The following is an 18,961-nucleotide window of genomic DNA, read 5'->3' as shown; positions in this document are numbered from 1 at the left end:
TGCAGCGTATATTTTTTTCATTTCCTGCTTTGGGGTTTGGCCTCGGCCTGCACCAATCCCAGGAAATAGTCCGAGGCTTTTGAAAACACCTGGTATTTCTTCCATACAAAATGAAGCCCGACCTCAAGCCGTGGTTCCAATGGCCGGAAGCACAAGTCGCTGCCCTCACCGGTATGGATGATGCCATCCAAACACAGCGCATAATGACTATTTTCTTCCACGAGCAAGGAGGCATTGTAGAGAAGATTATAAGTCGTGATGATGTTCAGGCTGCGCTCATTGCCACCTAGCCAACCTGCGAGTTCATTTTTGACAAGCAGCTGGTTCGAGCAAATGACCGGTTTACCAATCAAATCCTTCGGTGTGATGCTTTCCAAATCAGCCAGCGGACTGTCTTTCCTCATCAGGACACCCCAGACATCCTTGGTCGGCAACTTGATGAAATCATATTTGGTCATGTTCGTCGGCTCTACAAGAACTCCGAAATCGAGCAAGCCTTTGTCCAATCGGTCTGTGACATCCTCGGCATTACCGCTGAACAGATGGAATTTGAGCAGTGGATGTTCTGCTTGGGCTTTGCTGATTGCGCGAGCTATGATCCGCATGCCTTTGGATTCGCCACCGCCGATATAGATGTCTCCACTAAATTCAGCTGTGTCCGCGTTCATTTCCGACTCGGTCTTCTCCACGAGCTGGATGATTTCCTCAGCCCTTTTTCTTAGCAGCATGCCGTCATCCGTCAAAATGATCTTCCGGTTACCCCTGATAAAAAGTTGCTTGCCGAGTTCTTCCTCCAGTTCCTTCATTTGTCTGGAAAGGGTCGGTTGCGTGATATGCAAAAATTCCGCCGCTCCCGAAATACTCTGTTCCCTTGCGATTGTCAAAAAATACTGCAGCACTCTGAGTTCCATGTCCTCAACTCCTTCAGCACCATTTTAACGCTTTCTGGTATGCCTTACAAGTATATCAGGCTATCTGATATAGGTATTTGATGTTCCTACAGATTCGATGTATTCTATTGTTAAGAGGAGTGATACGAGTGGATATAACTGAAGAAATGCTGATCACAAATCTGAAGGATGCCGGTTGCGATGACACAACAATCGCTACTTTTCTGCAATACCGCCAAATGAACGATCAGGCAAAACAGATGGATTTGCTCAAGAAACACAGGAACAGCTTGTTGGATAAAATCCATGAGGACCAGAAGGCAATCGACTGTCTGGACTACTTGTTTTATAGAATAAAGTAAAAACATAATAGGGGGAAAAAACATGATTGGAACGATCGCAGGAATATTGACAACATTGGCATTTTTACCGCAGGTGATCAAAGTATTGCAGACAAAGGACACAAAGGCCATTTCGTTGGGGATGTACCTCATGTCAGTGACAGGTATCTTCTTGTGGATGCTGCATGGCTACAGAATCGGAGATATGGCGCTGTTCATCGCAAATGTCGTCACATTCTGCTTAGCCTTGGTCATTTTGATTGCCAAATTGAAATATAAATAAACAGTTGGATCAGTTCACGCTGATCCTTTTTTGTTTTTCAGTAAAGTCGATTATAATGGATGAGAAAGGTGGTGCCATCATGTTGGAAGAATTGGCGTTTGAAATTGCGAAAGAGGCGCATGCCGGACAGACGGATAAAGCCGGGCTTGATTATATTCTGCATCCGCAACAAGTGGCTGCGATGGTGACGACGGATGAGGAGAAGGCAGTTGCGCTGCTGCATGACATCATCGAGGATACGGACGTGACAGCCAGCGACTTGTTGGCCAAAGGCTTGCCGGAAAATGTTGTCGAAGCTGTTAAGGCATTGACCAAAAAGCATAACCAAAACTATGCCGCATATCTGGCTGGCGTTAAAAAAAAACCGGTTGGCCACTGCCGTAAAACTGGCGGATCTGAAGCACAATTCGGATTTGAGCCGCTTGGAGAAGATCACCCAAAAGGACAGGGAGCGGGCAGAAAAATACCGCAAGGCGATCGAATATTTATCGGAGTGAAAGAAAAATAAAAAATGGACCAGAATTCCCCGGAAGGCGGATTTGCTGGTCCATTTTGCTCTATCTGGGGGCTTAATCGCTAGGATTTGCTTGATTCAGCGACAATCAACTTCAGACACTCTTCGATGCTTCGCAGCATTGGATTGTCCATCCGGTAGATCACCCTCGTCTTGATCTTCAACGATTCGACCGGCGTCGACAAGATGGTGACGCGCCCAGCCAGGATATCTTCTTTGATGACGTCTTCCGACAGGATGGCGACACCCGCGTCCTTCAACAAGGCTTGGCGGATCATCTCAAGACTGTTGAATGTCATCCGATTCTGGTCGGAAAGGCCGTTTCTGTGCATGAATTCCTGCAGAAAACTGCTGTAGGAGGATTCCGATTTGTAGAACAGTAAGGGCGGCTGCAGATCGGGTTCTCGTTTCATGCGGCTGGCCAACGCGGTCGAAGCGACCAAGCAAATGTTGTCTTCCCGGAGCAGCCTGTCGCGCACGCCGATTGTTGTGTAATTTGCGCTGAGGATGCCGATGTCGTATTGCTTATCGCGCACGCCTGAAAATATCAATTTGGCGTTCTCAGCGGTATCGATCTCGATTTCGATGTCAGGAAACCGCTCGTAGGCTATCGCGAAAAATTCCGACAGGTTCATCTTCATATAATTCAGATCCCCTACGATCCGCAACCGCCGCTTTTTCTCGGAAAGATTCCGCATCGAATCCATTGCTTCTTCATAAAGGCTGAATATTTGGGAAGAATACTCGAACAAGGCTTCCCCGGCTGCTGTCAGAAACAGTTTCCTTCCTGCCCGTACGAACAACTCCTGCTCCAGCTCCGATTCCAACTTTTTGATTTGTTTGGTGATCGCCGGTTGGCTCATTTCGAAATGTTGGGCGGTTTTGGAGAAACTTAAATAAGTAGCGCAATAATGGAACGTCCGTAGGTGTAATAAACCCATCGCAATCCCTCCGTGTCAGGTTATTTACCATTCAGTATAACCCTTAGTTATGAAAAAAGGGTATGTATGTAAGAAAGCCGTGAATCCTGTCAGGAAATGTCACACAGTCGGGAAAAGACGCAACTATTCAAAAGTCATTTCCAATGCTTACAGGAATGGGAAGACATCGTTTTCAGCACTTTACACCAAGTGGTCGGCCATGAAAATGTTCCTTATACTTTGAATCAGATAAGGAAAAAGCAAAGGCCGCTCTGAATGGCAGCAATAGTTAGCTATTCATCCGGATCCGCAAATGCATCAAGTGAACGGAGGGAGCTTATGTACGTCGCAAACGGAACAGGCAGGCTTAAGAAGGTTTTGCTTTCAAAACCCAATCATGTCCATCAAGCCGAACAAATCAATGAAATTTCAAAACATTGGAACCTGCAGCATATAGATGAAGGGCGCGTCCAAAAGGAATTCCAAGATCTCCATGCGTTATATGAAAGCTTGGGCATTTCCGTCGAACTGATGGAAAAGGATGAAATCCTTCCGCATGCCGTGTTCGCCCGGGACTTTGGGGGCTGCGTGAACGAAGGCTACATACTCGGAAAATTCAAAAATGGGATCCGCTTGCCGGAAACAGCAGCCTACGAAGAGAAGATGGCCGAGTTGGGCGTTCCGTTATTGGGGGAAGTGTCAGGGACGGGCGTCTTTGAGGGCGGGGACTTTGCTTTCTTGGATGAACGCACCGTCGCCATCGGAATGTTGGATCGGACGAATGCTGAGGGATTCGGACAGATTACGGATATCCTGAAGCCTTTGGGTTATGAAGTGCATCCCGTTGAGATGGATCCGCGCTACCTCCATTTGGATATGTGCTTTAACCTGGTTGCTCCCAAGGTGGCGATCGGCTATGCAGACTTGCCTGAAGCTTTCGTCGCGTTGTTGAAGAAAATGGAAATCGAATTGATCACCGATGACGAACCCGCTATTTTCCGGCATGGCTACAATGTCCAAGCAATTGGACGTGACGAAGTGATTTCCTTGGCTCAGAATTGGGGCATCAATGAAAAAATGCGCAAGAAAGGATTAACTGTCCATGAAGTCGAGTTGACGGAGTTGCTGAAATTAGGAGGAGGCATCCATTGCATGACCTTTCCACTGAAAAGAGTGAACGCATAGGGGGAAACATTATGTACGAGAAAATAAAAAATATGTCGCAACCGCAACAAATTGAAGCATTGGCAAAAGAACTCGTCCAAATCCCGAGTGTGAACAGTTCTGCTCATGGCGAGGCGGACATCAGCAGACGGGTGTTTGAAATCCTGTCGAGTTTCCCTTATTTTCAGGATCACCCCGATTTGGTCTGGGAGGCACCAATGGAAAATGATCCATTGCAGCGGAGAAATGTGTTCGCTTTTCTCCCCAAAGCTGATTCGAAGAAAATCGTCCTGCTGCATGCCCATGTCGATACGGTCGGCGTCGAGGACTTCGGAAAGCAGAAAGCAGATGCTTTTTCGCCGGATCGTCTGCTGCGTTTTTTTGAGAATTACGAAGCGGATGCCGAGCTTCAAAGGGATGCATTGTCCGGGGAGTGGGCATTCGGGCGCGGCATGCTGGACATGAAGAGCGGGATGGCTGTGCATCTGGCGAACCTGCTGCATTATTCGTTACATCCGGAAGAACTCACATTCAACCTGCTGTTGATGGGGAACCCCGTGGAGGAGAACGATCATACCGGCGTCATCGCTTCTTTGCCGGAACTGCTGGCGTTCAAGCGGAAGGGCTATGAATTCGTCATTGCAGTCAACACAGATTTTGTCTCACCGTTGTACGAGGGTGACAACACGCGCTATCTGTATACGGGTGCTGCCGGGAAAATCCTCCCATGTTTTTACATCAAAGGCCGGGAAACGCATGTGGGCAGCACCTTGCAGGGCATCGACCCGACGCTGCTGTCCAGCGCCATCAACTTGGCGATCAACACGAACCCCAATTTGTGCGAGCTGATCGACGACGAAGAGGTCCTGCCGTCATCCGCTCTCCAGCAGCGGGATTGCAAAGACTTCTACAATGTCCAAACGGCAAAAGTGGCGCATCTGTATTTCAACACTTTCCTGTACGAACGCTCCGTTACGGAGGTGCTGACGGTATTGCGCGGTGCGGCCGAGGAAGCCGTCCGGGAAGTGTCGGATAAATTGGACGCCCGACTTGCCGAATACCGTGCCAGAGTTGGCGTTCCGATCGGTACGGTCGAGCATGAAGTGAAAGTCCTGCTTTTCGAAGATTATTTGCGGGAGTGTTCGCAAAAAGGTGTTGATACGACTGCAATTATCGCGGAAACGTTAAACAAATACGGCAGCGAGGACAAACGCGCATTCGGATTCCGGCTGATCGACGCTTTGGAGCATGCGACAGGGGACGACAGCGCCAAAGTGATCTTGTTCCTGGCACCGCCGTTTTGCCCACATAATGGCATCGAACCGGATTCTTCAGTCGACCACGCCATTTCAGATGCAATGGGAAAAATCGGTGAAGAGCACGGCCAAACATTCAAAAAACGGCACTTCTTTCCGTTCCTTTCCGACAGCAGCTACCTGTCCATGAGCGAAACAAAAGAGGAAATCCTGACATTGATCCAAAATTTTCCGGGCATGGAAAGCATTTATCCCTTGCCTACCGATGCTATCCAGGAGCTTTCAATTCCGGCGGTCAATCTGGGGGTGTTCGGGAAAGGGGCGCACACTTGGAAAGAAAGAATCCACAAGCCCTATTCCTATGAAGTCCTGCCGCGGCTGATCCGTGAAGTCATTTCGAATCTATCACGCGAGGAGACGGACCCTTCGGAAAGTGGCAAGCAATTATCCGGAACTATTGGCAAGCCCTGATCTGATGGAAGAGAATGACGCAATCAATGTTATTTTCTGAACCGCAAATGCCAAGTTAATCCGATCAGGTGGGCCAAGTATACGATTATCAGTACGATGCGCAACAATGCGCTGTCGGTCAGCGCAAAAGGGATCGCAAAGACAAAGAGCATCATCACGAACATCCGGATCATTCCTGGGTTCGTGATGTTTTTCTTTACTAACGGATTTTCGATATATTGCTTGTATTTTTCCGATTCGATGAATTGCTGATGTAAACGGTCCGAACTGCGGACCCAGAAGAAGCCAGTCAGCAGATAGAAGACAGTTGTAGGCAGGAACGGCAAGAATATCCCCACAGTCCCGAGACCGAACGTCAAGAAACCCATGCCGATGTATAGGTATTTTTTCAAATGGATAGTCTCCTTCAAGTCTGGCAAAAACCAGATGATTTTTGTTGCTTATAGTTAACAATATCCTCGTAATGAAGATTGTTTGTGATATACTATTCAGATAGTATATTACATTTGGCGGAGCGTGTGTATTAGGGAAGTCCTGATTCATCACCTAGAAGGAGCTATTATGAAAAATACATCTCTTGTAATTTTGGGTTTACTGTTTGCCGTTTTTGGAATCAGTCTGTTTATGCCTTGGATCCTGCTCCCAAATTATGAAACATTCGCGTTGGACCCGACATCCGGCTATCGGTTTTATTCACAAAATTATTTCGTGCTATCACTATGTGTCCTGAGTTTGTTTACGTATTTTTTGCTATTCAGGTTCAGACAAACCAATGTATTGCTCTTATTGGCAGCGGAACTGATTTTTTTGGCAGGAATCATCCTGTCGCCGTTGATATCCAACGGTTTGATATTCCTCGACGTCGTGCTCTACGGGTATTATGTTGCCGTAGCCATGTTGTTGACGTTGATTCTTTACCTGACTGTTTTGTATTTCGGGTGGAGTGAGCAGCTTTCGTAGCAATTTACAAAACCGTACGGGACGACTTTGGATGTCCATCCGTGCGGTTTTTTGTTTTGGAGCGATTGCTATTATTCCCATCATGCAAGCGTTTGTATATTTTGACAAACTTTTTCTTTCGTGCTATTATTACTTCGAAATCGAAATAAAAAAGGGAGGCTTTTATAGTCCGTAACAGTCTCTTCAGACGTATTCAGATCTTTTATTTTTGATTCCATTTACTCTATACTTTGCGTGTAGAAAGGGATGATCCGACATGATGCTGACGAAGAAGGTCCGCTTGATTCTGATTGACGAAACTTTCAAACTCTACCAAGCGGCTGGCGTTGCTCGCTGGGCCTACAATTACACGATCCGGATGCAAGAAATGAATCGTCGCTTCGGTGGGACATTCATCAGCGACAAGGATCTGCGCAAGCACATCACCAAGATGAAGAAACGCAAGAAATACGCCTGGCTGAACGACGTGTCCAACAATGTCGTCAAACAGGCAGTAAAGGATGCCTGCAAAGCCTACAAAGCCTTCTTCAATGGGCAAACCCAGCATCCCCGATTCAAGACCAAACGCCGCTCCACACCGAGTTTCTACAATGACTGCGTCAAGCTGAAAGTGAAAGGCAACCGCGTCCTGTTGGAAAAAATCGGTTGGGTGAAAACCAACGAACCATTGCCCGTGGACTGCAAGTACTACAATCCGCGTATCAAGTTCGACGGCAAGTATTGGTACCTGACGGTCGGCGTCGAGGTGATTCCGAAAATCGTCGAATTGGACGAGCGGATTGTCGGGGTAGATGTCGGCATTAAGGAGTTAGCTGTCACCTCCGATGACGTTTTTTACGAAAACATCAACAAAACAGCCTCCGTGAGGAAAGCGGAGAAACGCCTCAAGAGATTGCAACGGCGTGCAAGTAAAAAATACAAGAAAGGAACGCCTAAATCTAAACATCTCCTAAAACTAGAAGGTGAAATCCGAAAGCAACACAGACGCTTAGCCAACATCCGAACCAATCATGTCCATCAAGCAACGGCGGAGATCGTGAAATCCAAACCCTCCCGCATTGTGATGGAAACGCTGAACATCCGCGGCATGATGAAAAACAAGCATTTGGCTAAGGCAATCGCAAATCAGAAACTCTATTTCTTCAAACAATGCTTGCAATACAAATGCGAACTGAATGGCATTGTCTTTGTGGAGGCGGACCAGTGGTTCCCAAGTTCCAAGTTGTGCAACAACTGCGGAACGCTCAAAAAGGACCTGAAACGTAGTGACAGGGTCTACCACTGCACCTGCGGTCACCATTGCGATAGAGATCTGAACGCAAGCTACAATCTGAGGGATTACCAAGCAGCCTAACGGTAACTCAGATATGTACGATTCGTTGTATCGGAATTTACGCCCTTGGAGTGCTACAGCAAACGAAAGTAGTCCGTTAGGACCAAATCGGGCACGAAGAACAGGGAAGCAAACATAAACTAGATTTAGTTAGATTTATGGCAACGGTGTTACGATGTCTGCAACAGATCGCGATACTTTGAAGGCCCTTACTGTGTTATTTAAATCATCCCAACATGTACAGGACAAACTGAAGAAAGATATGATGAAGCAAGGTTTGAATTTTTCCGAATTCGCCGTGATGGAATTGTTGTATCATAAAGGGGAGCAACCGATCCAAAACATCGGAAAGAAAGTCTTGCTTGCCAGCAGCAGTCTGACGTACGTTGTCGATAAATTAGAGAGCAAAGGGCTAGTGCAACGCATCCCATGTGCAACTGACCGCCGCGTTATTTTTACAGCCATTACCGAAGAAGGACGCAAATTGATGGACCGCATTTTCCCATTGCATGCTGCGTATATCGCAGATATATTTTCTGTCCTTTCAGATAAAGAAGTAGAAACGTTCATCGACTTGGCCAAACGAGTAGGGCTCCATGCCGAAAACTTGGAGCATTAATCAGAATCCAGCGTCAAAATATCAGGGACTGCCGCAGCATTGAGCTGGGAAGTCCCTTTTTTTGCGCTTTTTTGTGCAGGAACCGTCACTTTTTACGGATGCAATCCCTATACATATGGTAAAATAGGCAGTATCAGACAAAAAGGAAAGATGACAGTGAAAAATAAGAAAATAACCAAAACAAATGCGATGCGCATGTTGGATAAACAGAAGTGCTCCTATACAGTCCACGAATACGCTTGGTCGGAGGACCACCTCGATGCGCTGTCCGTCCTTGAAAAAATGAGTCAGGATGCAGGCGCGGTTTATAAAACCATTGTAGCGGTCGGCGATAAGACCGGCGTTGTCGTTGGGGTCATCCCGGCGCAGAACGAACTGGACCTGAAGGCTTTTGCGAAAGTCAGCGGTAATAAACGGATCGAAATGTTGCCTTTGAAGGATCTGGAAGCAACCACCGGGTATATCCGGGGAGGCTGTTCGCCGATCGGGATGAAAAAAGCCTTCCCTACCTATTTGTCGCATCATATCCTTGATGAAAAGAGCGTGCTCGTATCAGGAGGCAAACGCGGAACGCAGATTGAGCTCAGTCCGGCCGATCTGATTGCTGTTGCGCACGCTAAAATTGAAAAGATTACACAAGAGAAAGATGAATGAAGCACGTTCCTCTTTGTCAACGGAAAAGGAGAACGTATCATGAAGAAATTGCACATCTACCATATCAATGATCTGCATTCGCATTTTGACAATTGGCCGAAAATTCGGCGTTTTTTGTTGGAAAAGAAGGCTTTTCATGAGAAGAACGGAGAAGAGGTTCTGCTCTTCGACATCGGCGATGCCTGCGACAGGGTGCATCCTTTGACGGAAGCCACCAATGGCAAGGCAAACATCGAATTGTTGAACCAAGTTCCCTTCGACGCAGTGACGATCGGCAACAATGAAGGGATCGGCAACGACAAACGCCAGTTGGACGAACTCTATGATGATGCCGAATTTCCCGTCGTGTTGGCGAACCTCTATGATCCGGAAACGGATGCTCTGCCGACTTGGGCGCAGCCATATTTGATCAAGACTTTGTCCAGCGGCCTGAAGGTTGGGATCATCGGATTGACGGCACCACTCTATCTGAGCTATGTCCCGAACGGTTGGGACCCGAAGGAATCGGATGAAGTCCTGCCGAAAATTTTGTTGAAAGTAGCGCCATCCGTCGATTTGATCATCCTTTTGTCGCACGTCGGCATCATCGAGGATATCCATATCGGCGAAATGTACCGTTCCATTCCGATCATCATCGGAGCGCATACCCATCATGTGCTGCCGGAAGGCAAACATGTGGATGAGTCCCTGTTGCTGGGAGCGGGTAAGTTCGGGAAGTATATCGGTCATGTGACGGTCAGCTATGATTCCGACAGGATTTTGGATCGCAAAGCGGAATTGATCGAAGCAGGAGATCTGCCGGAAAAACCTGGCGATCGAGCGGAAGTCGAGGGACTGCAGCAACGCGGTGAAGAACTGTTGTCTGCCATCCCAATCGCGGACAACCCGGCTCGCCTCAAAGCGGATGAAGGCCACATCAATGATTTGTTGCTGTTGGGATTGGACGCTGTGACCGAATATGCCGATACGCCATTCGGCATTCTGAACTCCGGGCTGTTCTTGGAGGATCTGCCGAAAGGAATCATCACCAAAAACCATCTGCATCAAATCCTGCCGCATCCGATGCGTTTGCTGGAATGCACGCTGACGGGGCGGGATTTCAAAGTCATGATCGATGAAATGGAATCGCAGCGCGAAGAACTGATGACGAAGGAAATAACCGGCATGGGTTTCCGGGGAAGGATATTCGGGGAGCTCTGTTACCGGGGCTTCGAAGTCGATCCGCACACGAAACGAGTGACGGTGGAAGGCAGGGAGCTTTCCGATGAGGAGGACATCACCTTTGTGACGGTGGACCATTTCCGCTACATCACTTATTTCCCGACAATCGAAAACGAAGGCCGCAGCCGTCTGTTGTTCCCATATTTCCTTAGGGACGTGTTCGGTCTGCATTTAGAAGATAAATTTCCCATAATGAGAGAAAAGTGAGGTGCTATCGTGGATAAAAAGGAATTATTGGATGAATCATTGAAAACGCAAGTGGACTCGTTACTGGAAACCATTGCGGATGATAGTGAAACGGAAAAAAGCGACCGTAACGAAGAGGAAGAAATTGTAAAGTTATTGGACGACAAGCGTCTTTTGGTAGGTACCCAAGAATACGAATTGAGCATCGATCACCGTGAAGGCTTTGATGCTGAAGCGCTGGCTGGAAGATATACGTCGATTCTGAGCAAGTACGATTATATCGTCGGGGATTGGGGCTATGAGCAATTGCGCCTGAAAGGTTTTTACAGGAACAACAACAGCAAAGTGTCCCAAGACAAGAAAATCAGTTTCCTGGAGGATTATCTCTACGAATACTGCAATTTTGGCTGTGCCTATTTCGTTATCGAAAAAACGCGCGCCGAGAAAGAAAAAATCACAAAAACAAAGCGCAACCGCAAACGCAAAAACCGGGAAGCGAACAGAGAGGAATTGCCTGCTGATGCAACTGTCCAAACAGCTGCCCAGCCGACTCCGATTCCCGCACCGGCTCAACCCAACAAAAATAAAGTAACGAAAAATGTCGAAAGGCCGAAAAGCCAAGGGAAGAAAAAAGGATTCGTGATCAAAGATGTGAACGAAAAGGATTCCCAGCCAAAGGACCAACCAAAAACGACAACAACCAGATCTGCTAAGGGCGAGAAGAAAAGTTTCCAAATCAAAAAGATAGAGCAGTGATCAGGAGGAGAACATCATCAAAAAGTATAAAGGTTATTTAATCGATCTGGACGGGACCGTGTACAAAGGTGCCGAGCGCATCCCGACTGCGGAAATATTCGTCAAAGAACTTCAGGATAAAAACATTCCGTTCCTGTTCGTCACGAACAATGCAACCAAGACCGCTACAGAAGTCAAAGAGAATCTGCTGCACAACTTCCAGATCGATGTGACGGAAGACCACATCTACACCAGCGCGATGGCGGCATTGGATCACCTGAAAGAATTGAACATCGGCCAAAAGGTTTTGGTCGTCGGTGAAGCCTCTTTGAAACAGGAAGTGCAAGCTGCCGGTTTCGAAATGGTCGGTAAAGATCCTGATTTTGTCCTGCAGGCGTTGGATCGCGGGGTTACGTATCAGCAATTGGAGGCTGCTTGTTTGGCCATCCAAAAAGGCGCCAAATTTGTTGCTACGAACCCTGATACCAATTTGCCGACCGAACGAGGCTTTATTCCGGGAGCTGGTGCTTTGACGGCCTTTCTGAAGGCTTGCACGCAGAAAGAACCGTTGATCATCGGCAAACCGTATCCCACAATCATGGCCGGCGCCATCAAAAGGATGCAACTGGCGAAGGAAGATGTCGTCATGGTCGGGGACAACTATAATACGGATATCCTGGCGGGCATCCATTATGGTGTGGACACGTTGATGGTCTTGACCGGATTCTCCCAACTGGTGGACATCGAAGGCAAGGATGAGCAACCGACCTATATCGTCAATGATCTGTCCGAGTGGGAAGTGTAGTGATGGCGCAGAAACTGAAATATTTCTTCGGATACACCGCAATCTTTTTGCTGGTGTTGAGTGCAAGCATCGCCTTCACGATAAACTTCACACCGCTCTACAGTTTTGATATCGATTACCTGAACATTGAACAAATGACTGGGTTTTCGAAAGACGTCATTCTGGATAATTACCGAGTCCTGATGCAGTATCTGAATTTGCCATGGATCGCGGAATTGAAGATGCCTGATTTTCCGGCATCCGAAAGCGGACTGTTCCATTTTCATGAGGTGAAAAGACTGTTCCTGCTGGATTACGCTATTTTGGGCGTATCGGCCGCCGCAACCGTATTGTTTTTGCGGATGGTGAAAAAAGAGCAGGGCTATTGGCGCATGCTGAATCCGTTGCGCCTGATGATCGCTGCACCATTAGTGGCTTTGACTGTCATATTCATGAACTTTGACCGCTTGTTTGTCGCGTTCCACGGAGTCTTCTTCAATAATGATGCTTGGATATTTGATGCCCGGACAGATCCGATCATACTGGCGTTGCCGCAGGACTTTTTCATGCACTGTTTTGTGCTGGTCTTCGTGCTTCTTGAACTAGTGCTTGTGCTGCTGTACTTCTGGGTGCGCAGGAAAGTCAAAACAACATAAAATAAACCAGCCTGAGCTGCCATCTTGTTTGATGGCAATTCAGGCTGGTTTTTGTTTTGACTGGGTGCTCGATTTTGTCATGGCTCTTGCGATTTTAATCGCTTAGAGACATGATACACTTGGGCGCTTGCGACCACAGTGCAACCCACACACTCTATTTCATTATATCGCTTTTGTTTGGGTTGTCGTGGGCGATGCGACTGGCGGCTGCGGCGGCGATGGCGCCAACGATGTCATCAAGGAAAGTATGGCATTCTGAATCGGATTTGTCGTTCAGTCTCTGCAGGATGCCCGGCTTTACTTTATCGATGTATCCGTAGTTCGTGAAGCCGATCGAGCCGTACACGTTGACGATGGAAAGGGCAAGGATCTCATCGATCCCGTAGAGCCCTTCATCGTTCAGGATAATATCCGCCAGCGGTTGGGAGAGTTGCCCCGATTCGGCGAGCTTATCTATTTCGATGCCGGTAATGATTGCATTTTGAACTTCCCGTTTCAGGAACACAGCCGTAACGTTCTCGATGCATTCCTCCATAGTCAGATTTTCTACATAGGATTTTTGGAGATGCAGAACGAGGTCGGCGATATCTTCGACGCTCACGCCGCGTTCCTTCATCAAAGCTACCGCTCGTGCATGCAACTCGCTGTCTGATTTGACCATATTAATGCCTCCTGGATTCGTATTTGATACTTTTATTATAGAGGAACAGGTTTGGAAAACAAAAGAAGAGGCATTCTTGATTCATTATTTGCGTCAGTGATTGGATTTGAGGGAGGTCCAACCCAAAAATTTAGGGATAAACGAAAAAAGGACCATCTCTGAAAGAGACAGTCCTCCATAAAATCTAAAATAAGCTGGTACTGTGCATCGGTTGCACGCGGGTGTCGGGATTGATGTACGCCATCGCATTGTTGACGGCTACTGGCGCTTCACCGAATCCGGTGGCGATGAGTTTTACTTTGCCGGAATAGGTACCGATGTCTCCAATGGCGTAGACCCCAGGGATGGTGGTCTCCATCTTCGAGTTCACGACGATGGCATTTCCTAGGACCTCGAATCCCCATTTCTTCATGCCGCCGATGGAAGACGAAAAGCCGTAATTGATCAAAAAGTCATCAATGTCCAATTCCAACGTATTATCCTTGCGGGCTTCCTGAAGGGTTACGCTCGTCAAGAACTCCTCGTTTCCGTTGACACTGACAGGAACGAAAGGCGTCATGATCTCAACGGACGACTCTTGCAACAAGTGGACGCTGTGCTCTTGGGCGCGGAATTGCGGGCGACGATGGATCAGATAGACCTTTTTAGCGATCGGTTCCAATGCCAGCGCCCAATCCACTGCTGAGTCGCCGCCGCCGCAGATGGCGACCGTTTTATCGCGGAAACTCTCGATGTTGTTCACGAAATAGTGGAGATTGGTATTTTCATACTTATCTGCGTGTTCGATTTCCAGTTTCCTTGGCCGGAAAGCTCCGTTTCCTGCAGAGATGATCACTGCTTTCGAATAGTGGCGATTTTTGGTCGTTTGGATTTCGAAGATGCCGTCCGCATTTTTTTCGAGTTCAAACGCTTCCTCTCCGAATACCAACTTCGTGTCGAAGCGGTCCATCTGCTCTTTCAGGTTGGTCACTAGATCGCCACCGGAAATCGCAGGATAGCCTGCGATGTCATATATATTTTTCTCAGCATAAAGCATGCCGGGTTGGCCGCCGAGCTGGGGTAAGGCTTCTATGATTTTGACTTTGGCTTGCCGCAGGCCGGCATAGAACGCCGTGAACATGCCGACAGGACCGCCGCCGATGATGGTGATGTCGTATATTTCTTTATCTTTCAATTGTCTTCCTCCGTTGTTTCTGTTCCGGGCGAATGCATCGCCCGGAGAGGTATCAGATTTGCTCATAGAACATTCTGACGATGAATGTCACAAAGATGCCCGTCAACAGTCCGACAAAAACTTCCGAAGGTTTGTGCCCAAGGTATTTTTTGACGGCCATTTCTTCAGGGTAAATCTTCTCGTCCTCTTCTTCGGCAATCAGTTCCTGAGCGTTCTTCGGGAACTTGAGTGACAAGCGGGTCAGTTCTTTGATGGCGTCGACGAGGACGATGCCTTGCTCACCGCTTTGACGACGGACGCCCATCGAGTCGAACATGACGATGACGCCAAAAGTCGTAGCGATGGCTACATAACCGGATCCGATGCCGTATTGCAGAATGAGTGCCGTTATCAACGAACTGACGGCCGCCGAGTGGGAACTGGGCATTCCGCCAGTAGTCGTAACAATCGACAAGGAAGTTTTCTTGTCCTTTGAAAAAATTGCAATCGGATATTTTAAAGCTTGGGTGAACATGATAGCTGCCAGGGAACAAATTAAGGGGAAATTCTCGAAGATCATCATTATTTTTCATCCTTCACTTAAATATCTGCTTTTCATTTATGATAACATGAATCGATACTTACATCCTAATGAAAAAGAAAAAACGGGCTGAATTTTCATTTTTGGATAATCGGGGGATTAATCTTTTGCATATTGTGGTAAAATGTAAAAAAAAGGAGGATGAATAATGAGTTTATTTCCACAATTACAAGCAACAGATAACGATAAGAAAGTCATTATGAAAACAAATAAAGGGGATATCACAATCCGTTTGTTCCCTGATTTGGCGCCAAAAACAGTCGAAAACTTCTTGGGTCTAGCTGAAAGCGGCTATTATGACGGCATCATTTTCCACCGCGTCATCAATGACTTCATGATCCAAGGCGGCGATCCTACAGGAACTGGTATGGGCGGTTCAAGTGTTTGGGGCGAATCTTTTGAAGATGAATTCTCGACGAGTCTTTTCAACCTGAATGGTGCGTTGTCGATGGCGAATGCTGGCCCGAACACAAACGGAAGCCAATTTTTCATCGTTACCGCTAAAGAAGTGCCCATGACAATGCTAGCTCAATTGGAAGCTGGCGGATGGCCTAAAGAAATCATCGATGCTTACGCTGCAAACGGCGGAACACCTTGGTTGGATCAAAAACATACCGTATTCGGACAAGTGGAAGCCGGCATGGACACAGTCTACGCTATCGAAGGCGTGAAAAAAGGCGCTCAAGACAAACCTGTCGAAGACGTTGTCATCGAGAGCATCACGATTTTATAATAGTATAGAAGGGGCACAAAAAATGCCCCTTTTTCTTCATGGATAAGATTATCTTGTTTCTGCCACTCCTAACACTACTGGAGTGTTTTCAAGGTAGTAATCGCTATGACGCCGCCTAAGAGTTGCTTCTGATCAAAGTTGCATCAGAAATTCTATCCTTTCATCTAGGCACGTGGTATAATTATATGGTACTGTGAGGGGAATTATGAATGAAAATGGAATATAAAATCGGAGACATAATTGCAGGCAATGTAACAGGTATCCAATCATATGGCGTGTTCATTTCATTAGACAAGAATACGCAAGGCCTGATCCATATATCCGAATGCAGGCATGGGTATGTGACCAACCTTGACGAATTCATTCAAATTGATGATGAAGTGGAAGCCAAAATCATAGATATCGATGAGTACACAGGGAAAATAAGCCTGTCTCTCAGAGCTATGGAAAAGTTGGCGACACCGTGTTACCCGGCAAAAAGAAAGAAAAGAAAAAGAAGATACTTACCGCAAATTGGTTTTGAGACCTTGAAAGAAATGATGCCTACCTGGATCGAAGAGGCCAAAGAAGACGAGAAAGTCAGGAAATCGACAGGGAATAATCCTGTCTATACGACTTCCGGTGAAAGGGGACATTCATGATGATAAAAGAAAACATAGTGGCAGGGACTATTATGGTCACTAATGAGGCGGGGGCGACTTACTTTCTGGTAAATACAGAAAACGAATCCTACAGCCTACCTAGTGTAAACTTATCCGAAAGCGGAAAATCCCCTTTAGGATCTATAATGGAAGTCTTGCTGGCCCATGTTGACATTGAATCTGAGTCATTGCGATTGCTTGACTTGACGAATATGAGAGGGAATGGCAAAAACATGCCTCTATTTGTTTTCGATTCATTAGAAAAACCTTCCGATTTGGACAGCTTACTGAACGAACCAGGCAAGTTCGCATGGAAAAAATCTTCGGAAATCTCGGAAATACTTACTGACTTGGAATTGGACAGCGTACCTATCTACCATTAAGGTGCCGTATTTCATATCAGTAATCATTTTATATAAACAAATTAGGAGGATATTAAATGTCACACATTCAATTTGATTACTCTAAAGCTTTGGAATTTTTTGCGCAACACGAATTGGACTACATCCAGTACCAAGTAACAGCTGCTGACAAAGCGCTTCGTGAAGGTACAGGCCCAGGGAGCGACTTCACAGGCTGGATCGATCTTCCTAAAGATTATGACAAAGAAGAATTCGCGCGCATCAAAGCGGCAGCGAAAAAAATCCAATCCGATTCAGAAGTTTTGGTTGTTATCGGTATCGGAGGTTCTTATTTAGGAGCTCGTGCTGCAATTGATTTCCTGAACAACACTTTCTACAATGTTCAGACAACTGCAGACCGCAAAACACCACAAATTTTCTTTGCAGGAAACAGCATCAGCTCAACTTATTTAGCTGACTTGATCGAAGTGATCGGGGATCGTGATTTCTCAGTGAACATGATTTCAAAATCAGGTACAACAACTGAACCGGCGATTGCTTTCCGCGTCTTCAAAGAATTGTTGATCAAAAAATATGGTAAAGAAGAAGCAGTAAAACGCATTTACTCTACCACAGACAAAGCAAGAGGCGCAGCGAAGCATGAAGCGGACATGGAAGGATACGAAACTTTCGTAATTCCTGATGATGTTGGTGGACGTTTCACTGTATTGACACCAGTTGGCCTTCTTCCGATCGCTGTCAGCGGAGCTGATATCGATGCGTTGATGCAAGGTGCTGCTGATGCCCGTGAAGCATACATGAATCCTGATTTGACAACTAACGTAGCCTACCAATACGCAGCTATCCGGAACATCCTTTACCGTAAAGGCAAAGTGACTGAGATTTTGGCTAACTATGAGCCAGGCATGCAATATCTGTCAGAATGGTGGAAACAACTGTTCGGCGAATCCGAAGGTAAAGACCAAAAAGGTATTTATCCAACCAGCGCGAACTTCTCGACTGATTTGCACTCAATCGGCCAATCCATCCAAGATGGACAAAGAAATATCTTTGAGACAGTCGTTAAAGTTTCGAATCCACGCAAAACGATCCAAATTCCTTTAAGCGCAGAAGACTTGGACGGTTTAGGCTACCTTGAAGGCAAAGATGTTGATTTCGTTAATACAAAAGCTTACCAAGGAACATTGTTGGCTCATACAGACGGCGGCGTACCAAACTTGTTGGTTACTATGCCTGCGATGGATGCTTATTCATTAGGCTATCTTGTATACTTCTTCGAAATCGCAGTAGGTATCTCTGGTTACCTGAATGGCGTGAATCCATTCGACCAACCAGGTGTTGAAGCTTACAAGAAAAACATGTTTGCTCTACTTGGCAAACCAGGATTCGAAGAATTGGCTAAGGAATTAAACGACAGATTATAAGATACAAATTGCTTGGAGCGGACGATTCGTTGTCCGCTTTTTTTGTGCCGAAAAAGTTTAAATTGCACTAAAGAGTGGCGGCTTTCCGGAGGAGTGTGAGTGGATTGTATTGGAATTCCCGACGAGGATAGCTTTACCGGAGTTAAGTAGTCCGCTGGATTTTGTTTTTCAAATAACAAATGGAAAATCCATAATAATACTGATGCACTGCTGTTGACAAGGCTTACATTTTTGTGGTAAAGTTTAGTTCCTCGGTAATCCGATGCGTTTTGTTCTGAAATCTGTTTGACACAGGTTTGAAATGATGATAGTATTATGAAGTTGTCTTTTGTAAGGCAGCGGCAAGATAAGAATCATTGTTGACAGCAAGATAAAACGATGTTATCATATGAAAGTTGC

22 protein-coding genes and 1 pseudogene are annotated in these 18,961 nt (G+C 46.5%); 17 read left to right on the top strand and 6 right to left on the bottom strand.

Annotated features, from left to right (window positions below; translation table 11 throughout):
* Positions 1 to 17 precede the first annotated feature (17 nt).
* The gene (locus tag PH235_RS13760) at positions 18 to 911 is read right to left on the bottom strand and encodes a LysR family transcriptional regulator (RefSeq protein WP_272162864.1); all 894 of its coding nucleotides are present in this window, start codon (positions 909 to 911) and stop codon (positions 18 to 20) included.
* A gap of 128 nt (positions 912 to 1,039) precedes the next feature.
* On the opposite strand from PH235_RS13760, the gene PH235_RS13755 reads away from it, so the two are divergent.
* The 3 genes and pseudogenes from PH235_RS13755 (at position 1,040) to PH235_RS13745 (ending at position 2,011) form a co-directional block, all read left to right on the top strand.
* The gene (locus PH235_RS13755) at positions 1,040 to 1,252 is read left to right on the top strand and encodes a hypothetical protein (protein ID WP_272162863.1); all 213 of its coding nucleotides are present in this window, start codon (positions 1,040 to 1,042) and stop codon (positions 1,250 to 1,252) included.
* Positions 1,253 to 1,274: 22 nt separating this feature from the next.
* Positions 1,275 to 1,514, top strand: coding sequence for a SemiSWEET family sugar transporter (locus tag PH235_RS13750; RefSeq protein WP_272162862.1), 240 nt, complete (start codon positions 1,275 to 1,277; stop codon positions 1,512 to 1,514).
* Between the two features lie 79 nt (positions 1,515 to 1,593).
* Positions 1,594 to 2,011: pseudogene (locus PH235_RS13745) on the top strand (HD domain-containing protein).
* 79 nt (positions 2,012 to 2,090) lie between these two features.
* On the opposite strand, the gene PH235_RS13740 reads toward PH235_RS13745, so the two are convergent.
* Complete coding sequence (locus PH235_RS13740) at positions 2,091 to 2,969, bottom strand: LysR family transcriptional regulator (protein WP_272162861.1); 879 nt, start codon at positions 2,967 to 2,969, stop codon at positions 2,091 to 2,093.
* Positions 2,970 to 3,287: 318 nt separating this feature from the next.
* On the opposite strand from PH235_RS13740, the gene PH235_RS13735 reads away from it, so the two are divergent.
* Complete coding sequence (locus PH235_RS13735; RefSeq protein WP_272162860.1) at positions 3,288 to 4,133, top strand: dimethylarginine dimethylaminohydrolase family protein; 846 nt, start codon at positions 3,288 to 3,290, stop codon at positions 4,131 to 4,133.
* 11 nt (positions 4,134 to 4,144) lie between these two features.
* The gene (locus tag PH235_RS13730) at positions 4,145 to 5,839 is read left to right on the top strand and encodes a peptidase M20 (protein WP_272162859.1); all 1,695 of its coding nucleotides are present in this window, start codon (positions 4,145 to 4,147) and stop codon (positions 5,837 to 5,839) included.
* A gap of 29 nt (positions 5,840 to 5,868) precedes the next feature.
* On the opposite strand, the gene PH235_RS13725 is transcribed toward PH235_RS13730, so the two are convergent.
* The gene (locus tag PH235_RS13725; RefSeq protein WP_272162858.1) at positions 5,869 to 6,231 is read right to left on the bottom strand and encodes a YbaN family protein; all 363 of its coding nucleotides are present in this window, start codon (positions 6,229 to 6,231) and stop codon (positions 5,869 to 5,871) included.
* 169 nt (positions 6,232 to 6,400) lie between these two features.
* On the opposite strand from PH235_RS13725, the gene PH235_RS13720 reads away from it, so the two are divergent.
* The 8 genes from PH235_RS13720 to PH235_RS13685 all read left to right on the top strand — a co-directional run bounded on the left by PH235_RS13720 (position 6,401) and on the right by PH235_RS13685 (position 12,987).
* A complete protein-coding gene (locus tag PH235_RS13720) occupies positions 6,401 to 6,799 on the top strand; it encodes a hypothetical protein (protein WP_272162857.1) in 399 nt (132 codons plus the stop codon).
* A gap of 256 nt (positions 6,800 to 7,055) precedes the next feature.
* A complete protein-coding gene (locus PH235_RS13715; protein ID WP_272162856.1) occupies positions 7,056 to 8,153 on the top strand; it encodes an RNA-guided endonuclease InsQ/TnpB family protein in 1,098 nt (365 codons plus the stop codon).
* 193 nt (positions 8,154 to 8,346) lie between these two features.
* Positions 8,347 to 8,751 carry a MarR family winged helix-turn-helix transcriptional regulator gene (locus PH235_RS13710; RefSeq protein ID WP_334223645.1) on the top strand — a complete coding sequence of 135 codons (405 nt, stop codon included), beginning with the start codon at positions 8,347 to 8,349 and terminating at the stop codon, positions 8,749 to 8,751.
* Positions 8,752 to 8,907: 156 nt separating this feature from the next.
* A complete protein-coding gene (gene ybaK / locus PH235_RS13705; RefSeq protein ID WP_334223644.1) occupies positions 8,908 to 9,405 on the top strand; it encodes a Cys-tRNA(Pro) deacylase in 498 nt (165 codons plus the stop codon).
* Positions 9,406 to 9,444: 39 nt separating this feature from the next.
* Entirely contained in the window at positions 9,445 to 10,833 is a 1,389-nt protein-coding gene (locus PH235_RS13700) for a bifunctional metallophosphatase/5'-nucleotidase (RefSeq protein ID WP_272162854.1), read from the top strand.
* A gap of 9 nt (positions 10,834 to 10,842) precedes the next feature.
* Positions 10,843 to 11,568: a YutD family protein gene (locus PH235_RS13695; RefSeq protein WP_272162853.1), complete on the top strand. Its 726-nt coding sequence runs from the start codon at positions 10,843 to 10,845 to the stop codon at positions 11,566 to 11,568.
* 16 nt (positions 11,569 to 11,584) lie between these two features.
* Positions 11,585 to 12,352: a TIGR01457 family HAD-type hydrolase gene (locus PH235_RS13690; RefSeq protein WP_272162888.1), complete on the top strand. Its 768-nt coding sequence runs from the start codon at positions 11,585 to 11,587 to the stop codon at positions 12,350 to 12,352.
* A 2-nt stretch (positions 12,353 to 12,354) separates the two neighbouring features.
* The gene (locus tag PH235_RS13685) at positions 12,355 to 12,987 is read left to right on the top strand and encodes a TIGR01906 family membrane protein (protein WP_272162852.1); all 633 of its coding nucleotides are present in this window, start codon (positions 12,355 to 12,357) and stop codon (positions 12,985 to 12,987) included.
* 154 nt (positions 12,988 to 13,141) lie between these two features.
* Here the strand turns inward: PH235_RS13685 and PH235_RS13680 are convergent, their stop codons facing one another.
* From PH235_RS13680 to PH235_RS13670, 3 genes are all read right to left on the bottom strand, one after another.
* Positions 13,142 to 13,648 (bottom strand): phosphatidylglycerophosphatase A family protein, encoded by a 507-nt coding sequence (locus PH235_RS13680; protein ID WP_272162851.1) that lies wholly within the window; start codon positions 13,646 to 13,648, stop codon positions 13,142 to 13,144.
* Between the two features lie 184 nt (positions 13,649 to 13,832).
* Positions 13,833 to 14,822 (bottom strand): NAD(P)/FAD-dependent oxidoreductase, encoded by a 990-nt coding sequence (locus PH235_RS13675; protein ID WP_272162850.1) that lies wholly within the window; start codon positions 14,820 to 14,822, stop codon positions 13,833 to 13,835.
* Positions 14,823 to 14,874: 52 nt separating this feature from the next.
* The gene (locus PH235_RS13670) at positions 14,875 to 15,384 is read right to left on the bottom strand and encodes a divergent PAP2 family protein (protein WP_272162849.1); all 510 of its coding nucleotides are present in this window, start codon (positions 15,382 to 15,384) and stop codon (positions 14,875 to 14,877) included.
* Positions 15,385 to 15,550: 166 nt separating this feature from the next.
* On the opposite strand from PH235_RS13670, the gene PH235_RS13665 reads away from it, so the two are divergent.
* The 4 genes from PH235_RS13665 to PH235_RS13650 all read left to right on the top strand — a co-directional run bounded on the left by PH235_RS13665 (position 15,551) and on the right by PH235_RS13650 (position 18,562).
* Positions 15,551 to 16,135: a peptidylprolyl isomerase gene (locus tag PH235_RS13665; RefSeq protein WP_272162848.1), complete on the top strand. Its 585-nt coding sequence runs from the start codon at positions 15,551 to 15,553 to the stop codon at positions 16,133 to 16,135.
* A gap of 209 nt (positions 16,136 to 16,344) precedes the next feature.
* Positions 16,345 to 16,776, top strand: a complete 432-nt coding sequence (locus PH235_RS13660) for a CvfD/Ygs/GSP13 family RNA-binding post-transcriptional regulator (protein ID WP_272162847.1) — start codon at positions 16,345 to 16,347, stop codon at positions 16,774 to 16,776.
* Complete coding sequence (locus tag PH235_RS13655; RefSeq protein WP_119092521.1) at positions 16,773 to 17,159, top strand: hypothetical protein; 387 nt, start codon at positions 16,773 to 16,775, stop codon at positions 17,157 to 17,159. The genes PH235_RS13660 and PH235_RS13655 overlap by 4 nt, the downstream gene beginning before the upstream one ends.
* Before the next feature lie 56 nt (positions 17,160 to 17,215).
* Complete coding sequence (locus PH235_RS13650) at positions 17,216 to 18,562, top strand: glucose-6-phosphate isomerase (protein WP_272162846.1); 1,347 nt, start codon at positions 17,216 to 17,218, stop codon at positions 18,560 to 18,562.
* The last annotated feature ends 399 nt before the right edge of the window (positions 18,563 to 18,961 follow it).

It is taken from the genome of Trichococcus sp. K1Tr (assembly GCF_028309625.1).
Lineage (GTDB): Bacteria > Bacillota > Bacilli > Lactobacillales > Aerococcaceae > Trichococcus.
The sequence above is the reverse complement of the archived record's forward strand: the minus strand, read 5'-3'. Positions and strand labels throughout refer to the sequence as shown.

Bases quoted from the DNA above. Each gene is read 5' to 3' on its own strand.
- PH235_RS13700 (WP_272162854.1), top strand. From the start codon at position 9,445: ATGAAGAAATTGCACATCTACCATATCAATGATCTGCATTCGCATTTT.
- PH235_RS13650 (WP_272162846.1), top strand. From the start codon at position 17,216: ATGTCACACATTCAATTTGATTACTCTAAAGCTTTGGAATTTTTTGCG.
- PH235_RS13680 (WP_272162851.1), bottom strand. From the start codon at position 13,648: ATGGTCAAATCAGACAGCGAGTTGCATGCACGAGCGGTAGCTTTGATG.
- PH235_RS13670 (WP_272162849.1), bottom strand. From the start codon at position 15,384: ATGATGATCTTCGAGAATTTCCCCTTAATTTGTTCCCTGGCAGCTATC.
- PH235_RS13730 (WP_272162859.1), top strand. From the start codon at position 4,145: ATGTACGAGAAAATAAAAAATATGTCGCAACCGCAACAAATTGAAGCA.
- PH235_RS13720 (WP_272162857.1), top strand. From the start codon at position 6,401: ATGAAAAATACATCTCTTGTAATTTTGGGTTTACTGTTTGCCGTTTTT.
- PH235_RS13655 (WP_119092521.1), top strand. From the start codon at position 16,773: ATGATGATAAAAGAAAACATAGTGGCAGGGACTATTATGGTCACTAAT.
- PH235_RS13660 (WP_272162847.1), top strand. From the start codon at position 16,345: ATGAAAATGGAATATAAAATCGGAGACATAATTGCAGGCAATGTAACA.
- PH235_RS13750 (WP_272162862.1), top strand. From the start codon at position 1,275: ATGATTGGAACGATCGCAGGAATATTGACAACATTGGCATTTTTACCG.
- PH235_RS13685 (WP_272162852.1), top strand. From the start codon at position 12,355: ATGGCGCAGAAACTGAAATATTTCTTCGGATACACCGCAATCTTTTTG.
- PH235_RS13740 (WP_272162861.1), bottom strand. From the start codon at position 2,969: ATGGGTTTATTACACCTACGGACGTTCCATTATTGCGCTACTTATTTA.
- PH235_RS13665 (WP_272162848.1), top strand. From the start codon at position 15,551: ATGAGTTTATTTCCACAATTACAAGCAACAGATAACGATAAGAAAGTC.
- PH235_RS13760 (WP_272162864.1), bottom strand. From the start codon at position 911: ATGGAACTCAGAGTGCTGCAGTATTTTTTGACAATCGCAAGGGAACAG.
- PH235_RS13735 (WP_272162860.1), top strand. From the start codon at position 3,288: ATGTACGTCGCAAACGGAACAGGCAGGCTTAAGAAGGTTTTGCTTTCA.
- PH235_RS13715 (WP_272162856.1), top strand. From the start codon at position 7,056: ATGATGCTGACGAAGAAGGTCCGCTTGATTCTGATTGACGAAACTTTC.